16 protein-coding genes are annotated in these 16,757 nt (G+C 70.2%); 9 read left to right on the top strand and 7 right to left on the bottom strand.

Translation table 11 applies throughout. The annotated features are described in order from the left end of the window. Position 1: 1 nt before the first annotated feature. Genes L3i22_RS17740 through L3i22_RS17730 form a run of 3 tightly spaced genes read left to right on the top strand, consistent with a single transcriptional unit; the run spans position 2 to position 5,992 of the window. The gene (locus L3i22_RS17740; protein WP_221328076.1) at positions 2-1,144 is read left to right on the top strand and encodes a hypothetical protein; all 1,143 of its coding nucleotides are present in this window, start codon (positions 2-4) and stop codon (positions 1,142-1,144) included. Between the two features lie 25 nt (positions 1,145-1,169). Further along, on the top strand, positions 1,170-2,660 hold the full coding sequence (locus L3i22_RS17735) for a hypothetical protein (protein ID WP_221328075.1): 1,491 nt from the start codon (positions 1,170-1,172) through the stop codon (positions 2,658-2,660). Beyond that, a complete protein-coding gene (locus tag L3i22_RS17730; protein WP_221328074.1) occupies positions 2,651-5,992 on the top strand; it encodes a tetratricopeptide repeat protein in 3,342 nt (1,113 codons plus the stop codon). Before L3i22_RS17735 ends, L3i22_RS17730 begins: the two co-directional genes overlap by 10 nt. 36 nt (positions 5,993-6,028) lie before the next feature. On the opposite strand, the gene L3i22_RS17725 is transcribed toward L3i22_RS17730, so the two are convergent. Continuing rightward, on the bottom strand, positions 6,029-6,349 hold the full coding sequence (locus L3i22_RS17725) for a pentapeptide repeat-containing protein (protein ID WP_255658685.1): 321 nt from the start codon (positions 6,347-6,349) through the stop codon (positions 6,029-6,031). A 107-nt stretch (positions 6,350-6,456) separates the two neighbouring features. Between L3i22_RS17725 and L3i22_RS17720 the strand changes: the two genes are divergently transcribed. After that, positions 6,457-7,164: a hypothetical protein gene (locus L3i22_RS17720; RefSeq protein ID WP_221328072.1), complete on the top strand. Its 708-nt coding sequence runs from the start codon at positions 6,457-6,459 to the stop codon at positions 7,162-7,164. 179 nt (positions 7,165-7,343) lie between these two features. Next, positions 7,344-8,000 (top strand): hypothetical protein, encoded by a 657-nt coding sequence (locus tag L3i22_RS17715; RefSeq protein ID WP_221328071.1) that lies wholly within the window; start codon positions 7,344-7,346, stop codon positions 7,998-8,000. A gap of 163 nt (positions 8,001-8,163) precedes the next feature. On the opposite strand, the gene L3i22_RS17710 is transcribed toward L3i22_RS17715, so the two are convergent. Then, positions 8,164-8,610, bottom strand: coding sequence for a nitroreductase family deazaflavin-dependent oxidoreductase (locus L3i22_RS17710; RefSeq protein WP_221328070.1), 447 nt, complete (start codon positions 8,608-8,610; stop codon positions 8,164-8,166). A gap of 502 nt (positions 8,611-9,112) precedes the next feature. Between L3i22_RS17710 and L3i22_RS17705 the strand changes: the two genes are divergently transcribed. The 3 genes from L3i22_RS17705 (at position 9,113) to L3i22_RS17695 (ending at position 11,054) form a co-directional block, all read left to right on the top strand. Further along, positions 9,113-9,859 (top strand): class I SAM-dependent methyltransferase, encoded by a 747-nt coding sequence (locus L3i22_RS17705; RefSeq protein WP_221328069.1) that lies wholly within the window; start codon positions 9,113-9,115, stop codon positions 9,857-9,859. Positions 9,860-9,994: 135 nt separating this feature from the next. Next, positions 9,995-10,396 (top strand): hypothetical protein, encoded by a 402-nt coding sequence (locus L3i22_RS17700; protein WP_221328068.1) that lies wholly within the window; start codon positions 9,995-9,997, stop codon positions 10,394-10,396. A 313-nt stretch (positions 10,397-10,709) separates the two neighbouring features. Further along, positions 10,710-11,054, top strand: coding sequence for a hypothetical protein (locus L3i22_RS17695; protein ID WP_221328067.1), 345 nt, complete (start codon positions 10,710-10,712; stop codon positions 11,052-11,054). 156 nt (positions 11,055-11,210) lie between these two features. Here the strand turns inward: L3i22_RS17695 and L3i22_RS17690 are convergent, their stop codons facing one another. After that, a complete protein-coding gene (locus L3i22_RS17690) occupies positions 11,211-11,981 on the bottom strand; it encodes an enoyl-CoA hydratase/isomerase family protein (RefSeq protein ID WP_221328066.1) in 771 nt (256 codons plus the stop codon). 38 nt (positions 11,982-12,019) lie between these two features. Here L3i22_RS17690 and L3i22_RS17685 point away from each other — a divergent pair, with 38 nt between their 5' ends. Beyond that, a complete protein-coding gene (locus L3i22_RS17685; protein WP_221328065.1) occupies positions 12,020-13,060 on the top strand; it encodes an alcohol dehydrogenase catalytic domain-containing protein in 1,041 nt (346 codons plus the stop codon). Between the two features lie 10 nt (positions 13,061-13,070). Here L3i22_RS17685 and L3i22_RS17680 read toward each other — a convergent pair whose 3' ends face one another. The 4 genes from L3i22_RS17680 to L3i22_RS17665 all read right to left on the bottom strand — a co-directional run bounded on the left by L3i22_RS17680 (position 13,071) and on the right by L3i22_RS17665 (position 16,756). Continuing rightward, on the bottom strand, positions 13,071-13,943 hold the full coding sequence (locus tag L3i22_RS17680) for a PASTA domain-containing protein (RefSeq protein WP_221328064.1): 873 nt from the start codon (positions 13,941-13,943) through the stop codon (positions 13,071-13,073). A 284-nt stretch (positions 13,944-14,227) separates the two neighbouring features. After that, the gene (locus L3i22_RS17675) at positions 14,228-14,491 is read right to left on the bottom strand and encodes a GlsB/YeaQ/YmgE family stress response membrane protein (RefSeq protein WP_221328063.1); all 264 of its coding nucleotides are present in this window, start codon (positions 14,489-14,491) and stop codon (positions 14,228-14,230) included. A 70-nt stretch (positions 14,492-14,561) separates the two neighbouring features. Next, the gene (locus tag L3i22_RS17670; protein WP_221328062.1) at positions 14,562-15,422 is read right to left on the bottom strand and encodes a hypothetical protein; all 861 of its coding nucleotides are present in this window, start codon (positions 15,420-15,422) and stop codon (positions 14,562-14,564) included. Positions 15,423-15,442: 20 nt separating this feature from the next. After that, entirely contained in the window at positions 15,443-16,756 is a 1,314-nt protein-coding gene (locus L3i22_RS17665; RefSeq protein WP_221328061.1) for a lysine N(6)-hydroxylase/L-ornithine N(5)-oxygenase family protein, read from the bottom strand. Position 16,757 lies beyond the last annotated feature (1 nt).

The raw sequence follows: 16,757 nt of genomic DNA, 5'->3' as shown, positions 1-16,757 counted from the left end.
CATGCCCACCGACACCGAGGTCCTGCTGGCGCGCATCGAGCGTGAGCGCTACCGGCTGCGACGGGCCCGGCAGGCGATGGACGGCCTGCTCGCGCAGCTGCCCGACCTCGGCCGGGCCGTGCACCCGCAGATCATGACCACGATCGGGCAGGCCGACGGCGAGCTGGACGCGCTGGCCGGCCGGGCCCGCCGCTACGGGGTGAACACCGCCCGGCTGGAAGAGGCGGCCGCCCGGACCGAAGCCACCACCCGGGTGGTCGACGAGGCGTTCGCGCTGGCCACCGGGACCCTGGCCCGCAGCTGGGGACTCGACGACGGCGCCTGCACCGAGGCGGATCGACTGATCGCCGAGCTGGCCGGCCGGCTCGACAACGGCCTGGCCCGGCCGACCGTGCCGGGCGACGTGGAGTTCCTGCACCGGGCCGCGTACGTCATCCGCCGGCGGGTGCCCGACCACGGGGTGTGGGACCTGCCGGTGATGGCCCACGAGTTCGGTCACGTGCTGACCATGCAGTTCGACCTCTACGACCCGGTGACCAACACCGCCCGGCCGCTGGGCGCGGAGGCGCTCGGGACCTGGCCGGGCTACTCCGCCCAGCAGGCCGAGGAGCTGTTCTGTGACATCTTCGCCACCTACGCGACCGGGCCCGCGTACCCGTGCACCATGATCCTGCACCGGCTGGATCCGGTCTCCGACGCGACGGGCGGGCCGGCCGGGACCCACCCGCCGGACGCGGTCCGGGCGGCCGTCGTGCTGGAGACGCTGCACCAGCTCACCGTGCGGGAACCGGCCGAGGGGCGCTACCGGATGGCCCACGAGCAGCTGACCTCGGCGTGGAACGCCCTGCGCGAGCACGTCTCGGCGTCCGCCAAGCTGTCCACCGCTCAGGAGTCCACCGTCCGGCTCCAGGTGACCGGCACCCTCGGCCTGCTGGGGCGGCGGGCCCAGCCGCTGCGCTACGAGTGGCGCAACGCCGTACTCCGGCAGCTGGACCAGGCCCTCGCCGCGGGCGGCAAGCCGGACACCGAGACCGGCTATCAGATCCGTGACGTGCTCACCGTGGCCTGGCTGTCCCGGCTGGACGCCACCGGCGCACGCCCGGCCCCCGAGCACCTGGAGACCTGGGCGCGCGCCCTGATCTGATCCGCAGCCGGGAAGGAGACCCGCCATGCCCGCCGACCTGATCCTGCAGACCCGGCTCGACGTGCTGAACCAGGCGCTGGAGGAGGTCACCAGCGTGATCAGCGCGATGGCCGAGCAGAACCGGCGGCTCACCGACGTGGAGGGCTTCCTGTCCGAGGACGGGCGCCTGGCCGGCGCGGAGAACGACCTCGCCGTGCACATCGCGGTGATCCGCCGGCGACTCGACGGGCTGCTCGGCCGGCCGGCGCGGCCCCGCACCGGCCTGCCCCGGCCGGGCCTGCCCGCGCCCCGCTACGACGCCGCCCCGGAGAACGACCGGATCTCCCGGGTGGAAGAGGTCCGGCGGCACCTGCGCGACGCCGACGCCGAACTCAAGAAGCTCAGCGAGGAACGACTCGGCGTGTACGACTCGTTCCAGGACGTCCGGCGCTGGTCGGTGGCGGCGTTGCCGGTCCAGGCGTTGACCGATGCCAAGGAGGACTACCAGGAGCTGCTGAGCGACCTGGGTGAGTCCGACGAGCCGTGGCAGCGGTACCGGGCCGAGATGCCGCGCCGCGGTCACGAACTGCTGAGCCGCTACCTGGAACTGCTGGCCGGCATGGCGGTGCGCGGGCTGCCGGTGGACACCGACGGCATGTCCGCCCATCCCGCGCTGGTCCGATTCGACCTCGACGCCACGCTGATGGCCGCGTACGAGGCACTGGTCGGGCACCTGATGGGCCCGGTGCCGCTGCGCCACCGGGAGGATCCACGCCGATCCCCGCTGGCGCTGATGAGCTCGCTCGGGCGCCGGCACCTGCCGCTGGGGTATCCGCAGTGGAGTCTGTGGGCGCTGCCCCTGGTCGGCCGGCGCGCCGGCAAGGCGGTCGCGAGCGTCTGGCAGCCGCAGAAGGTCACGCTGACGCCCGGTCAGCGGTTGCTCTGCGCCGACCTCTACGCGCTGCACGCGCTGGGCCCGAGCTATCTGTACGCCACGGTGTTCCTGGAATTCGACCCGATGGCCGAACCGGTCACCGAGGCCAAGCCCGACGACCGGCCCTCGGACGTCCAGCGCGCCGCCCTGTTGCTGCGACAGCTGCGGGCGTGGTCCGCCGAGCGGGACACCCCGCAGCGGGCGCGGCTGGAGCAGGCGGCCGACCGGGTGGAGGCCGCATGGCACCTGGCCCGTGCCGCGGCCGGCGGGGAGGAGCGCCCGCTGGAACCCGGTGACCAGGAGGTCGTCGATCGCTTCGGCAAGGACCTGGTCCGGGTCAAGACCATGCGCACGGTCGGCTATCCGCTCGACACGATCGCGATGCTGCACGACGCGGCCGCCGAGCTGACGGACGAGGAGAAGCCGGTGGACCCGATGCAGCTGCGCGATCTGATGAGCGCGATGTGGATCGCCCGGCTCAACGATCCGGAGAAAGCGCAGGTGATCCACACCCGGGCGAAGGACTCGGCGTCGAAGATCCCGTTCGGCCCGCCGATCCAGGTGGGCCGCGATCCCCAGGAGGACGGCCGGACATGGGTCTGATCGAAGTTCCGCTGGCGCTGCAGTGGCTCCGCGCCTCCGCCGGCTTCTCCCCCATGCGTGATCTCGTACCGGACCTGATGCTGCGGGCGGTGGTCGAACGGGCCCGGACCGAACTGCGGCTGGACAACCTGGCCGGCTGCGACACCCTGCTGACCGCCGCCGCGCAGCGGATCACCGAGCCCGCCGGGTCCGCGGACGCTCCGGCACCGGCCGGGACGGGGCGGGTCGTCGAAGCGGTCATCCTGACGCTGCGCGGCGAGACCGCCCGGCACCGGGGACAGGACGCGCGGGCGGCCGACCTGTTCGGCCAGGCGGTCGCGATCTTCGAGGGGGAGCCGGCGACCACCATGTCGGCACGCGACCGGGGCGACTTCGGGATCGCGCTGGCCGGTCAGGGGCGCCTGACGGAGGCTCTGCCGCACCTGCTGGCCGCCGTGACGGCGGACGCCGGGGCGCCGGAACACGCCCGTACCCTGGCCCGGGCTTTGATCGCGGCCGACCGCGTGCCGGAAGCCGCGGCAATCATCCGATCCGCCTTGCTCGCGTTGCCGGCCGATCCGGAACTCTGCCTGCTGCGCGCCGAAGTGCTGCGGGCCCAGCGCGATCCGGCGGCGTTGCCCCTGATGATCGACGCGGCCCGGCTGCTGCTCGCCGCGGGCCGGCCCGGCCAGGCGCTGCCCGCCCTGGAACAGGCCGACCGGGAGCAACCGGGCGTGGCCGCCGGTGTGCGCGCGGAAGCCCTGGTGCTGCTGGGCCGTCATCAGGAGGCCGTCGAGGCGTTCGACCTCGCGCTGCTGAACGATCCCGGCAACGCCCGGCTCCTGGTGCGGCGGGCGATGGCGTACGCCGTCGCCGGTGACTCGGCCCACGCCTCCGCCGACCTGCAAGCCGCCCTGGCCGCGGCGCCGGACGACGTCGACGTGCTGCTGCGGGCCGGGGAGACGCGACTGGCCCAGAGCGAGGTCGACGAGGCGGCCCGGCTGGCCCGGCAGGCGCGCGACCTCGACCCGGGCGCCTGGCCCGCCGCCGTGCTGGAAGCGTCCGCCCTGCGCGACGCCGGCGACCCCGCGGGCGCGCTCACCGTGCTCCGGGCCGTTCCGCTGGACGCCCGCAGCCAGCCCGACGTGCTGCGCCTGCACGCCGCGACGGCCCAGCAGCTGGGCCTGGTCGACGAGGCGATCGACCAGTACGAACGACTGCACGCCAGCCCGCGGTCACAGGCCGGGGACTGGTTCGAGTACGCGGACACCCTGCTGGTGTCCGGCCGCCCGGACGAGGCCCGGGCGGTGGTCGAGCAGGGCCTGACGGCGTGGCCGGACGACCTGTACCTGCAGGCGCTCGAGGTCGAGCTGATGACCGCGCGCGGCGAGACCCGGACGGCGCTGACCAAGGCCCGGTCGGTGGCCCGCCGGCATCCGGCGAACGCGATGGCCCACCTGCTCGTCGCGACGGCGCTGTTCAAGGGCACCCCCACCGACAAACGCCGCGCCGACGCGCTCCGGGCCGTCGACCGCTGCACCGAACTGGCCCCCGAATGGGCCGAGCCGTGGTGGCTGCGCGCCCAGATCCTGTTCGCCGGCGGCGACCTCGACGGCGCCCGGGCCGCGCTGGCCGAGGTGCGCTCGCGCGAGCCCCAGCACCGCGAGGCGCGCCGGCTCTGGGTGGACATCTGCGTGGCCGCCGGCGACGACCTCGCCGAGGCCGAGGAGGAAGCCCGGGACCTGCTGATCGAGTCCGGATCCGAGGCCCGGGACGTGATCCGGCTCGCCCGGATCCTGACCCGCCAGGGCCGCAACGACGAGGCGCTCGAGGCGCTGTCCGCCCCGGACGTCACGACCACACCGGACTCACTGCTGCTGCGCGCCGGCGTGGAGAGCGCCGTCGGCCGGTTCACCGACGCCGCGCGAACGCTGCGGGAAGCCGCCGAGCTGGACCCCAAGCGGTCCGACATCCTGATCCGGCAGGCCGTCGTGGCCCGCACCGTCGGCGACGCGTCGGCCGCCATCGGCTACGCCCGGCAGGCGATCCGCCGGCACGCCCCCGGCCACGACGCCCGCAACGAACTCGCCGCCGCCCTGCTGCTCGCCGGAAAGCCGGACGAGGCCGCGGCGAACATCGCGACGGTGCTCGAACAAGACCCCGACGACCTCCGGGCCCGGTTGCTGAACGCCCAGCTGATCGGCCGGAGCCGGCCCGACGACGCCCGCGCGGCACTGGCCGAGCTGGCAACCACCGATCCGCAGAACGTCGACATCGTGATCGCCCGGGGCCAGCTCGAGATCGACAACGGGGCCTACCAGGCCGCGCTGGACGTGCTCGGCCCGGCCGGCACGCCGGACGCGGAGGCGCTCAAGGCGGAGGCGCACCGGCTGCTCGGCAACACCACCGCGGCGATCAAAGGCAGCCAGCAGGTGCTGGGCGAGGCGCCGAACCACTACGGCGCACTGGCCACGCTCGGGCTGCTGCTGCAGAGCGCCGGCGACCACAAGGGCGCCGCGAACGTCTTCGAGCAGGCGCGGGAGGCCTATCCGCGGGACGCGGCGACGACCACCCGGCTGGCTCAGACGTACGTCTCGCTCGACCGGTACCGGGACGCGTTCCGGATGCTCGACCACGCGACGAGCGAGGCGCCCCGCAACCCGTGGGTGATGGGGACGCTGATCTGGACGCTGGCCGACACCGGGACCTTCGAGCCGGCGATCCGGCTGTCCCGGCGGCTGCTCGACGAGCACCCGGAACACGCGGACACGTGGAACGTGCTGGGGTGGTGCCTGTACCACCTCGACCCGCCGGACCTCGACGGCGCCGAAGCCGCCCTGCGGGAGGCGGTGCGGAACAAGGACACCCGGTGGTATCGCAAGAACCTGGCCAACGTGCTCTCGCTCGGACGGCCGCCGGGTTCGGAGGCCGAGGGGCTCTACCAGCGGTCGCTCGACGAGGCGCTGAGCTTCCGGAGCAAGCACGACCTGAGCCTGGCCGGCTGGTGTCAGTACCGGCTCGGGAACCTGGACGCGGCGGCACAGACCCTCTATGAAGCGATCAGCCTGCAACAACGGACCGGTGGGGCGCACTTCGACCTGGCGCTGATCCAGGTCAGCGATCGGCGGGTGGATCACGGGACGAGGCTCTACGCGCGGCTCACTCCGGTGGGCGACAACGATCCACTCCGGCATCGGGGGCTGCTGACGATCGCGGCGGCGGATTTGCGGCACGCTCAGCGGCAGTATCCGCACCTGGCCAAGAGTCGGCGGATCGCGCGGACGCTGGCCGCCATGGAGGAGACGAGACAGACCCTGCCGACGGTCCCCGACCTGCACGCCACCCGCACCTGACCGGGCGATCCCGGCCGACGATCCAGCGCCCTTACCTCACGGCTGGTCCGGCCATCCGATGACATCCTCGGCATCGACTCCTCGTAGGTTCGCTCCTTGCCACAACGCGCCCGTGACGTCGGTACGGCCATACGAAGGATCGTGGGTGCGAACGCTGCTGAACTCCGCGTAGGACAGGTCCGTGTCGCGCAGATCAGCGTTCCGGAGGTCGCATCCGGCGAACCGTGCACCCCTCAGGGAAGCGCCTCGGAGGTCGGCTCCTCGGAAGTCGCAGAGCTTGAAGAAGTGCTGTTCGAAGCTCCGGTGTCGCAAGTCGAGGCCCGCGAAGGACTGTTTCGTGGCACCGGGGAGACCCATCATCCGGAGACCCTAACGCGACTGCTGATCGTCACGCATCGCCGTTTTCCTCGGCTTCCAGGCATGCCCTCTTCTCCGGCTCCGACTCGGTCATCACGCTCGCCGCGTTGGAGAAAGGGTTCCAGGGGCCGGCGCTGTCCTGGCCGGAGCTTCTCGTAGCCGCCGCTCAGCCGGACTCCGCACTGCCCCGGGCGGAACTGTTGCCGGCTGTCGGTGACGCCTTCCAGCCGCACGACGCTGCGGAACCGGTCGCCACGGCCGCCCGGTACGCCGAACGGGTCGGCAGCAGACGGTCTGGACGCTTTCGCGGCCGAGGGTGGATAGATTGCCTGTTCATGGCGGGTGTGGATGTTTTCTGGCGGCGGGTCAGCGGGGACGGGTTCGTGGCGCCCGGGTCGATGGCGGAGGTTCGGGCGCTCGCGCCTCATTTCGCCGAGGACGGCTATTCCGAAGCGGTCGAGGCCGGGCTGCTTGTCGGATCGGAGGACTTCGGCGAGATGATTCCGGCGCTGGTGCAGATCGCGGCACCCGACCATCCGGCGGCGAGGCTCGTGTGGCCGTCCAGGTGGGACGAGGACCTCATGACGTCGATTATCGGGGCTGACGACGTACGGGAAATATCGGGTTTGCTCGTTGATTCTCCTCTTGAGGAGTGGGCCGAACGTTTTCGGGGCGCGCTCGCAGCGGAGTTCCACCAGCCGGAACTGCACGACGACGTCGTGGAGGGCGTCGGGCGGGACGTTCAAGAGGTCGCGGACCTCTTCGCCGCCGCAGCGGCTGCCGGCGACGCGATTTTCCTACGGGTGGTCGCCTGAGTGCTCTTGACGACCCGGGGGCGGGGATCACGCCACAGCAGACCGGGCCGCTCGTGCACGGCGGTGGCCGCCGGGCTGCGCCACAAGAAGGTCGCCATCCGCGAGCATTGTCGGCGGTAGATCATTATGTTCGTTGCCCCGGCCGGCTGGATGTTTCGGCAGCTATGGTGGGAACCGCGATGAAATTGCCAGAGCTCGAAGAAATTCGTAGTCCGCTGGGGCTCCAAATGTATGGAGCTCTCTGCTCCGTGCGCCTGGCAAGAGTAGGCACACTTGGTGATTTCGAGTATCGGGAACCACTCGATCGCTATCTTGACGGGTTGTTCGAACGATCGCGCAGGAGCCCTGATGATCGCAAGCTTCTGATTCGTTCCAGGAGTTTCTTCTTCGGCGATGACGTCGCGCTGATCAAGTATTATCAGAGCGCATCCATCGAGATCGCACTGATGGTTGGCGGTGACGAACCGCCGCACCCCCTGAACGCGCCTGGAATCACCTTCACAACCTCCAATGTGTGGTCAAATATTGATTCCGTTTGCGGCGAGTCCACTTCAGTGAATTTTGAGGAGAACCACTTCCAGAAGCAGGAGATGCGGCTACAGGGCGAAGATGTCATGGACATCGCCCGCTCCCACGATGGGGTGGATCACTGGATCGCCCTGCGGGACAGGGCTCGGCTGTCCGGGGAACGGGTGGCGGCATCGCTGACGGGCCTTGCCCGTGATCTGAGCTGGGAAAGTGAGCGTGGGATACCCGGGTTCCGCGTCAAGAGCGCCGAGGAAGAGGAGCGGTTCGCCTCGCTCGTCGAACGCGACGCACCCACCGACCAGTGGTAGAAGCGCTGTCTATCGACCGCGGCCCGGCCAGGCTTGGTCGAGGATCTCCACAGCGGACAACCGGACGGCCATATCGAGCATCCCTCCAGTCGGCCGCTGGGATCACGTAAGGCGAGAATGTTGCGCAGATCGCGGCCCCTCGGCCCGTTTCAGGGCATCGGGATCACGAGTGGTCGGGGTCGAGTCGGTGCAACACCACGACCGGGATCCGGCGGGTCGTCCGAGCCTGGTAGTCACCGTAGCCGGGTGCCTGCTCCACCACCTTGCCCCACAGCTTCTCGTACTCGTCGCCGTCCGGAATTGCCGCCATCGCGCGGTACCTGTCCGTTCCGAATTCGACGGTCACCGCCGGGTCGTGCCGGATGTTGTGGTACCAGCCCGGATTCTTCGGAGCGCCCATGGCCGAGGCCACAACGATCGATTTCCCGTCGATCTCCAGATAGCCGAGCGGCACGGTGCGCTGCTCACCCGTCCGCGCGCCGATGGTCGTCAGCAGCGCCAGCGTGGCGTCCTGGAACATTCCGCCGACCTTGCCGCCGTTCTCGCGAAACTCCTCGATGATGCGCCGCTGAAATTCATTGACATCGAAATTACCGTACGTTTCCGTCATGCGATTCCCATCCTCATGTGTGGTCGGATGGAGGACGACTCCCAGCCCGGGACAGGCACAAAGAAACCCCGCAAGCCGTACGCGGTGGCAAACGCAGACTTCACCTGTGGATCAGGAGTCAACGTCTGCGATCAGGTGCCGACAGATGCCGGTCCTGTGAGGGGCTGGAAAGCCACTACCTCCATGCGTAGGCCCATACGGGGCTCGCTCGGAAACTACCAGCCCCCGCGAGCCGCCGCAACGTGTTCACGACGCCGCCGCCAACGCGCTGGCCGACGCCCGACCGACTCACCAAACCCTGCTCACTCCTACATAGCACCCAGGCAGGGCAAACGCAGCGCCACTCACCGCGGCACGAGCGGATGCGCCGCGGCGTCACCCGGGATTGCTTGTGGGAGCCGTTCACCGTTAACCGATGGTGCCAAAACATTGGTGTCAGCCAGGATGAGCCAAGCAATCATCGTGTGCTGGCAGGAACATCGTCGGAAAGGACGGGCGCTGGATGAGCGAAGCGTTCTACTCGCAGGCGAGGCTGTACGACTTGATGTTTCCGGGCGGCGGGCCCGCAGTCGACTTCTACCGCGCCGAGGCCCTCCGGCAGGGCGGGAGCGTGTTGGAACTCGGGTGCGGCACGGGGCACAAGCTGATCCCCATCGCGTCCGACGGGCGTTCGTGTGTCGGCCTGGATTTCTCGGCGGAGATGCTGGCTGAGGCTCAGCGTAAAGCGGAAGAGCGCGGTGTAACAGTGGAATGGGTGCAGGGCGACATGCGGGCCTTCGATCTCGGCCGCACCTTCGACTTCGTGTTCATCGCGGCCAATTCCCTGCTGCATCTGCATGAAACTGAGGATCTGGCGAGCTGCTTCCGGTCGATTCGACGACACCTGGCGCCCGGAGCACGGTTCGTCCTTGATGTATTCAACCCGAGCGTGTGCCTCCTTGCAGACGCCGATGGCGTGCGGCGCACCCGGGAGTCGCTGTCGTTCGTGGATCCTGACCGTGGCAATGTCAGCGTCGATGTCGCCGAGATCTACGATGCGTCCGCGCAAGTGACCCGCGGAACGTGGTACCTCTCGACCGACGCCGAGCCTGATTTCGTGGTCGCATCGATTGAGATCAGGAGCATCTTCCCGCAGGAGTTGCCGCTGCTCGTCTCGCTCGGCGGCCTTCGGCTCGTCGAGCGCTTCGGCGACTGGACGCGTCGGCCATTTGCCAGGGATTCGCCGCTTCAACTCTGCGTCTGCGAGTGAAAGCACCTGTACAACCAACTCGCCGGCACGGTCCGACCGCCTGGGTCGACTGGTGCCCTCAGCAGCGCCCGCTCCGCGGCAGATCCGGACGTTCCCTCGGCGTGGCGCCATGATCGTCGATGCGACAATCATGGCGTGCTTGATCTTCCCGAGGGTGCGTCCACGTGGGACTGGGATATTCATGATTTCGACGGCTCGCGACTACTGCTGGCCGCCGACAACGACCTGACATATCACCACGGCCTCGAGGTCATCTTCACCGACGTCGCTTACCTGGCATGTCCGACGCAGTTCTCTGACCCTCAATTCCGGCAACCTACTCTGGCCGAACGCACGTTGGTGCGTCGCTATGTCGGCGAGGAACCACCGGTGATCGTGGCCTTCGACGTCGAGTCGTTGGAGTGGGAGGGCCTTCTCCCCTGTCTCATCGCGGCAGAAACAGCCGAGGTCGTGATGGGCCTCGTCTATCGCTATTGGCGAGACGACCTCGCTCCCGGGGCGCGATTGTCATCTCATGTGCGTCGGCCCCAGGTGTGAGCGCAGGGCCACCTTCACCCGCCTGCCGGCCTCCGAGCGGCATCCGCTCATCGGCAGATGATTGCGTTGGCAGCTCTGCTGGCCGTCGAGCAGTTGCGATGGCCTGACCGTCGGCCGCGAAGTTCTCCGTGCTCGTGGCGCATGCCGCACAACGCTGTTGCGGCCATCGGCTCGCTCAGCGCCGACCGGGACTGCGTCGTAAGACGGGCCCAACAGACCTGATCCTGGTCCGGGGCGGGAGTGGGTCCAGGCCCACCCGGACGGGCGGCCAGACGGATTCTGGAGAGGCTTCACGCTCCGTAGCGTTATCGGCATGAACAACGCCAAGCAGTACTTCAAGGAATTCGCCGCGCTCAGTGTCTTCGCCCTCGGGGCGGTGATCGCGATGGCCGCGAGTGGTCACACCGTCAACACGTTCATGTGGGTTCGCGGGTTCCTCCTGCCGGCCGTCGCCGTCACGCTGTATGTGATGACCAGGGCGGGAGCGGTCGATCGGGTCCGCACGGTGACGGTCATCATGCCGATCGCGATCGTCGGGGTCGATCTGATCCCCGGCGTATGCCCGATCTGGTACACGATCGCCCAGGCGGTCTGCATGATCCCGGTGGTCGCGGCGGCAGTCACTCTGCGTCGTTCGGCAACACCCAAGACCATTTAAGAGCAAATCATTTCGGTACGGCGGTAGACCCACGCCCGCCGGGTCGGCAACAAAGGCAACAAAGGCAACAAAGACGCGGGCCGATCACCGCAGACCGGCCCCGCACGGCCGGTCAGCTCGGCCAGGCCGGCAGGCGGTCAGGTCAGGTCAGCAGGGTCAGGTCGGCCAGACCGGTGGGCGGCGTTCGACGAAGGCGCGGACGCCCTCGCGCCGATCGTTGGAGAGCACCGCCGAACGCCACGCCGCATCCTCGATCTCCAGGCCCGACGACAGGTCGACGTCGAGACCCCGGCGAATCGCCGTGCGCGCGTTCGTGACCGCCACCGGCGAGTTCCCGGCGATCTGAGCGGCCAGCTCAAGGGCCGCCGAGGTCGCGGAACCGGCCGGGACCACCCGGTCGACCAGACGCAACCGCTCCGCCTCGGCCGCCCGAACATGCCGGCCGGTCAGGATCAGATCGGTGGCGATCCCCTGCCCGACGCGGCGCGGCAACAGCTGGGTGCCGCCACCACCGGGCACGATGCCGACCCGCACCTCGGGCAGCCCGACCACGGCGGTCTCGTCCGCGACGATCAGATCGCAGGACAGCGCCAGCTCGTACCCACCGCCGAGCGCGTAACCGTGCACCGCCGCCACCACCGGAACGCACAGGTGCAGGATGCTCGCGAAGAGCCGCCGGAACACCACCCGCTGGGCCAGGAAGCCGGCATCGTCCAGACCGTCCCGCTCTTTCAGGTCGGCGCCGACACAGAACGCGCCGGGCGCCGCCGAGCTGAGCACCACCGCGCGAGCCCCGGACTCCCCCACCGCCGCGGCCTCCGCCGCGAGCCGCTCGGCCAGCCCGGTGGAGAGCGCGTTGCGGGCGGCGACCCGGTTGAGCCGGATCTCGGTCACCGATCCGTGCTCGACGATCACGACGTCGGACATCTGCGCACCGTACCGCCCCGGCCTGACAGGATGACGGGATGCGTGCCGTGGTCCTCGATGCCGTCCGAGCCCAGCCCGAGGTCCGGAAGGTGGCCGATCCGGTCGCCCCGCCCGGCGCGGTGGTGGTGCGGGTGATGGCGACCGGGCTCTGCCGCAGCGACTGGCACGGCTGGGCCGGGCACGACGACGAGATCGTGTTCCCGCACGTGCCGGGGCATGAGCTGGCCGGCGTGGTGGCCGAGGTGGGCGCCGGGGTGACCCGGTGGGCGGCCGGTGACCGGGTGACCGTGCCGTTCGTGTGCGCGTGCGGGCGGTGTGAGTGGTGCCGGTCCGGGCAGGGCCAGGTCTGTCCGGATCAGCAGCAGCCCGGGTTCACCCACTGGGGGTCGTTCGCGGAGCTGGTCGTGCTGCACGCCGCCGACACCAATCTGGTCGCGCTGCCCGAGCGGGTGGACTTCGCGACCGCGGCCGCGCTCGGGTGCCGGTTCGCGACCGCGTTCCGGGCGCTCGCCGGCCGGGCCCGGGTCGTCGAGGGTGAGTGGGTGACCGTGGTCGGCGCCGGCGGGGTCGGGCTGAGCGCCGTGATGATCGCCCGGGCGCTGGGTGGCCGGGTGATCGCGGTGGACCGGAATCCGGAGGCGCTCGCCGTCGCCTCCGCGCTCGGTGCGGAACGGGTGGTGCTCGCCGACGGCTCGGACATCCCGGCCGCGGTCGCCGGGCTCACCGGCGGGGGCTCGCACGTCGCGGTCGACGCGGTCGGCAGCGAGCAGACCTGCTCGGACGCGATCCTGAGCCTGCGCCGGCGCGGCCGGCACGTGCAGATCGGCCTGCTGCCGCCGGTCGGCGGGCACCCGCGGGTGCCGATGGCCCGGGTGATCGGGTGGGAGCTGGACGTGCTGGGCAGTCACGGCATGGCGGCGGCCGACTATCCGGCGATGATGGCCCTGATCGCGGACGGCTCGCTGCAGCCGCAGCGGCTGATCGAGCGCACCGTCGGCCTCGACGAGGCGGCGGCGCTGCTGCCCACCTTCGACCGCGCCACGGTCGCCGGCATGACCATGATCGACCCCACCCGCTGACCCGACCCGATCAGGTCGCCGGCTGGGGGCACACGTGGTCGTCGGTGAGCGGGTCGCCGGTCAGCTGCTTCGGGCTCAGGATCGCCAGTCGCCGCCAGCCGGTCAGCGTGTCGCCGGGCAGGCCGGTGCGCCGCCATTCGCCGCGGACGACCGTGGTCGAGGCGGCGCCGATCTCGCGGGTCTCGGCCGGGGTCGTCGTGCCGTCCGAGCCGACCCATTGGAAGGTCAGCGCGCCGGGCCCACTCATCGAGACCCGCTGGGTGACGACGGTCAGCAGCCCGGACTGGCAGTCGGGCGACTCCGGAGCCGTTTCGGCCGATCCCTCGTCGAGCCACACCTCCGGCACCGGCGGGACCGGCGGCTGCGACGACTCCGGCGGTGACGTGCCGATCGGCCGGGTGGCCGGCGGGAGAGTCCGGCGGCTCACCGGGCCGGCGGGCGCCGGGATCACCCGGACGTCGACGTGCGGGCCGGCGCCGCGGCCGGGGAGCTGAGGCAGTCCGGCCGTCCCCGCCTTGAGCTGCGCGATGCCGATCTGCGGGGCCGGCTGCTCGACGGGCTTGGCCAGCACCAGCGTCACCCCGGTGCCGTACGCCAGGTTGCTGCCGATGCCCGGTTCGGTGCGCAGCACGGTGCCCTTCGGCTCGCCGGATTCCTCCTCACGGAATCCGCCCAGCACCAGGTGGGCCCGTGTGAGCTGCTTCTCCGCCTCGGCCCGGGACACCCCGACCAGCGGCGGCACCTGCGACTTCTGCAGCTGCTGAAAGACCCAGTAGCCGCCGACGCCGACCAGGAAGACCAGGACCACGGCCACCCCGACCTTGCCGAGCCCGGTCACGGCGATGCCGTCCGAGCTGACCTGGCCCTCCACGTGCTTGAGCAACCGCCGCACCCGATCGGCCAGCCGGTTCCGGCGAGCCTCCGGCGCCGGTTCTGCCGAAGGCGAAGGGACTGCCGAAGGCGAAGGGACTGCCGAAGGCGAAGGGGCCGGCGAAGGCGAAGGGGCCGGCTCCTGCTGTTCGATCTGGGCGTCGTCGTCCGTTGACCGCGTCACGCTGTTGTCCGCCTCCTGCGGCCCACGCCGCACCGAGTCCGATCAGTCGCATGATCAACGATCATGCGACTGATCAGGCGCGCGACGGCAAGAGCAAGCAGCGACGGCGGGAGTCAGCGGCGGGCGCGGGCGCCCGCCGCGAGGGCGACCCCGATGGCGGCGAGGCCGATCTGCAGGAAGAGCTCGATCCAGTCGATGCCCTTGGTGTCGTCGACGTTGATGGCGGCCGCGATGAACGTGCCGATCAGCGCGGCCACGATGCCGATGACGATGGTCAGCCAGATCGGGATGGCCTGCTTGCCGGGCACGACGAGGCGCCCGAGCGCGCCGACGACCAGGCCGATGATGATCGCGGTGAAGATGCCGGTGATTTCCACGTGCGCCCCCCGAAGAACCTCGAAGAACTCGACAACCCTGGACAACCAGGATTGCCCACCGCGCCGGTCGCTACGACAGCGAGAGGAACGGATAGTCGACGTACGCGAAACTGCGCGAATCGGGCGACCAACTGTTGACGTTGATCGTCCCCTGACCACCGGCCAGTGACACCACGGTCCGCGCCGACCCCCAGTCCCCACCGGTCACCAGCCGCAACTCGACGGGCCGGTCGGCCGGATGCCCCTGGGTCCCGGGCGGGTAGCTCAGGTACACGGCACGGCTGCCGTCCGGCGAGAAGTGCGGGAACCAGTTCACCCGCTCGTCGAAGGTGAGCTGCTCAAGCCCGGTCCCGTCGGGGCGGATCCGGGCGATCTGCGCGTTGGCCGAGAACCGCTCGGTGTTGAAGTAGATCCACGCACCGTCCGGCGTGTACTCCGGGCCGTCGTCGGGCCCGCCGTCGAAGGTGAGCCGGGTCGACGGCCCGCCCGCGGCCCCGATCGTCCACAGGTTCCCGGCGTCCCAGCGCTGATTCTCGATCCCCACGTACGCAAGCGTCGTCCCGTCCGGGCTGACCCCGTGCAGGAAGTGCATCCGATCCTCGTGCGTGATCCGCCGCGCGGCGCCCCCGCGCAGCGACGCCTCGTAGAGGTGCCCGTCGTTCGCGGACAGGAAGATCGAGTCCCCCGGCCCGAGCACGTGGTCGTTGTTCAGGTCGGGCACCCCCTCGAGCGGGATCAGAATCGGCCCGCCCGAGGTGAGCCGCCACAGCAGCCCGTCGCCGTTGACGATCAGCTCGCCGTCCCGGGTCCAGTTCGGCGCCTCGAACAGCACGTCCGCGCCGGTGTGCACCGGCGCCACGGCACCGGTGCCCACGTCGTACGTAAAAATCCGGCATTTCTGATTTTTGGCAAGCATCCGGCCGTTACCCATCGGCCGACAATACTTCCAGGTCAGCGGTCCCCGATCAGGGCCAGCGGACGGTCCGCGACATCGCGGGGCGAGGCGGCGAGCGAGGCCACGATCTCGCCGGAGCGGACCGCGACGGCGGAGAGCAGCGTGGACGTTATCCCGTGCACGTGCTCGGTCCCACCCTGCAGGTAGATGCCCGCCCGCAGATCATCATCGGTCACCATCCGGTAGTCCCGGGTGACCCGCAGCAGGTTCTGCTCGTCGCGCAGGCAGTGCTCGCCGGCCGCGCCGAGCATCCGGGTGACGTCGACCGGCCGGTAGCCGGTGGCGAACACGATCGCGTCCGCGTCCAGCGGCGTGCGCTCGCCGGTCGGCAGGTGCTCGACGACCACGGTGATCCCGTCCGGGACGGCGGTCAGGTCGGCGATCCGGGACGCGTTGAGCATCCGCAGCCGGGTCCGGCCGAGCACCTTCTCCCGGTAGGCGCGCCGGTACAGGTCCTCGATCAGGTCGCCGTCGACCACCGAGTAGTTGGTGTTGCGGTGGTAGTCGAAGAGCATCCGCTTGACGTCGGCGGGCGCGTCGAAGTACAGGTCGACGGCCTCCGGGTCGAAGATCCCGTTGGCGAAGTTGCTGTCGTCGGCCGGGCTGTAGCCGTAGCGGAAGAAGACCGCGCAGACCTCGGCGCTCGGGTAGCGCTCGTGCAGGAACGACACCGACTCGGCGGCGCTCTGCCCGGCACCGACCACCACGAAGCGCCGCGGCTCGGCCACCTCGAACGCGGCCGCCCGGTGCAGGATGTCCAGGTTGTGCCAGACGCGTTCGGCCGATGCCACTCCCGGCGGCAGACTCGACTCCAGGCCGACGGCGACCGAGACATTGCGGGTACGGAACGTCCGCGCGCCCGCCGTCACATCGAGCAGAGCGCCGCCCCGCACCGGAACGACGTCGGTGACGGTGTGGCCGTAGTGCACGCTGTCCTTGACCCGGCTCGCCGCCCAGTACAGGTAGTCGTGGAACTCCACCCGCAGCGGATACATGCTCTTGTAGTTGATGAAGTCGGCCAGCCGCCCGTTGGCGTGCAGGTACGACACGAAGCTGTAGTCGCTGTTCGGGTTGCGCATGGTGACCAGGTCCTTGAGGAACGAGACCTGCATGGTCGCGTCCTCGAAGAGCATCCCGCGGTGCCAGCCGAAGTCGTCCTGCTTCTCCAGGAAGACCGCGCGCAGCCGCTCGGCGGGCGGGCAGCCGTTGTTGTGTTCCTCGATCGCGATGGCCAGGGCCAGGTTCGAGGGTCCGAAGCCGATGCCGACCAGGTCGTACACGTCGTTGTCCTGCATGGTGGTGGCCTCCATT

Origin of the sequence: Actinoplanes sp. L3-i22 (assembly GCF_019704555.1) — a bacterium.
Lineage (GTDB): Bacteria > Actinomycetota > Actinomycetes > Mycobacteriales > Micromonosporaceae > Actinoplanes.
Note: the sequence above shows the minus strand (reverse complement) of the source record. Positions and strands in the feature narration are given on the sequence as shown.

What these genes read in the sequence shown, in the direction of transcription:
- L3i22_RS17740 (WP_221328076.1), top strand. Translation starts at nt 2, where the DNA reads ATGCCCACCGACACCGAGGTCCTGCTGGCGCGCATCGAGCGTGAGCGC.
- L3i22_RS17735 (WP_221328075.1), top strand. Translation starts at nt 1,170, where the DNA reads ATGCCCGCCGACCTGATCCTGCAGACCCGGCTCGACGTGCTGAACCAG.
- L3i22_RS17730 (WP_221328074.1), top strand. Translation starts at nt 2,651, where the DNA reads ATGGGTCTGATCGAAGTTCCGCTGGCGCTGCAGTGGCTCCGCGCCTCC.
- L3i22_RS17725 (WP_255658685.1), bottom strand. Translation starts at nt 6,349, where the DNA reads ATGGGTCTCCCCGGTGCCACGAAACAGTCCTTCGCGGGCCTCGACTTG.
- L3i22_RS17715 (WP_221328071.1), top strand. Translation starts at nt 7,344, where the DNA reads ATGAAATTGCCAGAGCTCGAAGAAATTCGTAGTCCGCTGGGGCTCCAA.
- L3i22_RS17710 (WP_221328070.1), bottom strand. Translation starts at nt 8,610, where the DNA reads ATGACGGAAACGTACGGTAATTTCGATGTCAATGAATTTCAGCGGCGC.
- L3i22_RS17705 (WP_221328069.1), top strand. Translation starts at nt 9,113, where the DNA reads ATGAGCGAAGCGTTCTACTCGCAGGCGAGGCTGTACGACTTGATGTTT.
- L3i22_RS17695 (WP_221328067.1), top strand. Translation starts at nt 10,710, where the DNA reads ATGAACAACGCCAAGCAGTACTTCAAGGAATTCGCCGCGCTCAGTGTC.
- L3i22_RS17690 (WP_221328066.1), bottom strand. Translation starts at nt 11,981, where the DNA reads ATGTCCGACGTCGTGATCGTCGAGCACGGATCGGTGACCGAGATCCGG.
- L3i22_RS17685 (WP_221328065.1), top strand. Translation starts at nt 12,020, where the DNA reads ATGCGTGCCGTGGTCCTCGATGCCGTCCGAGCCCAGCCCGAGGTCCGG.
- L3i22_RS17670 (WP_221328062.1), bottom strand. Translation starts at nt 15,422, where the DNA reads ATGGGTAACGGCCGGATGCTTGCCAAAAATCAGAAATGCCGGATTTTT.
- L3i22_RS17665 (WP_221328061.1), bottom strand. Translation starts at nt 16,756, where the DNA reads ATGGAGGCCACCACCATGCAGGACAACGACGTGTACGACCTGGTCGGC.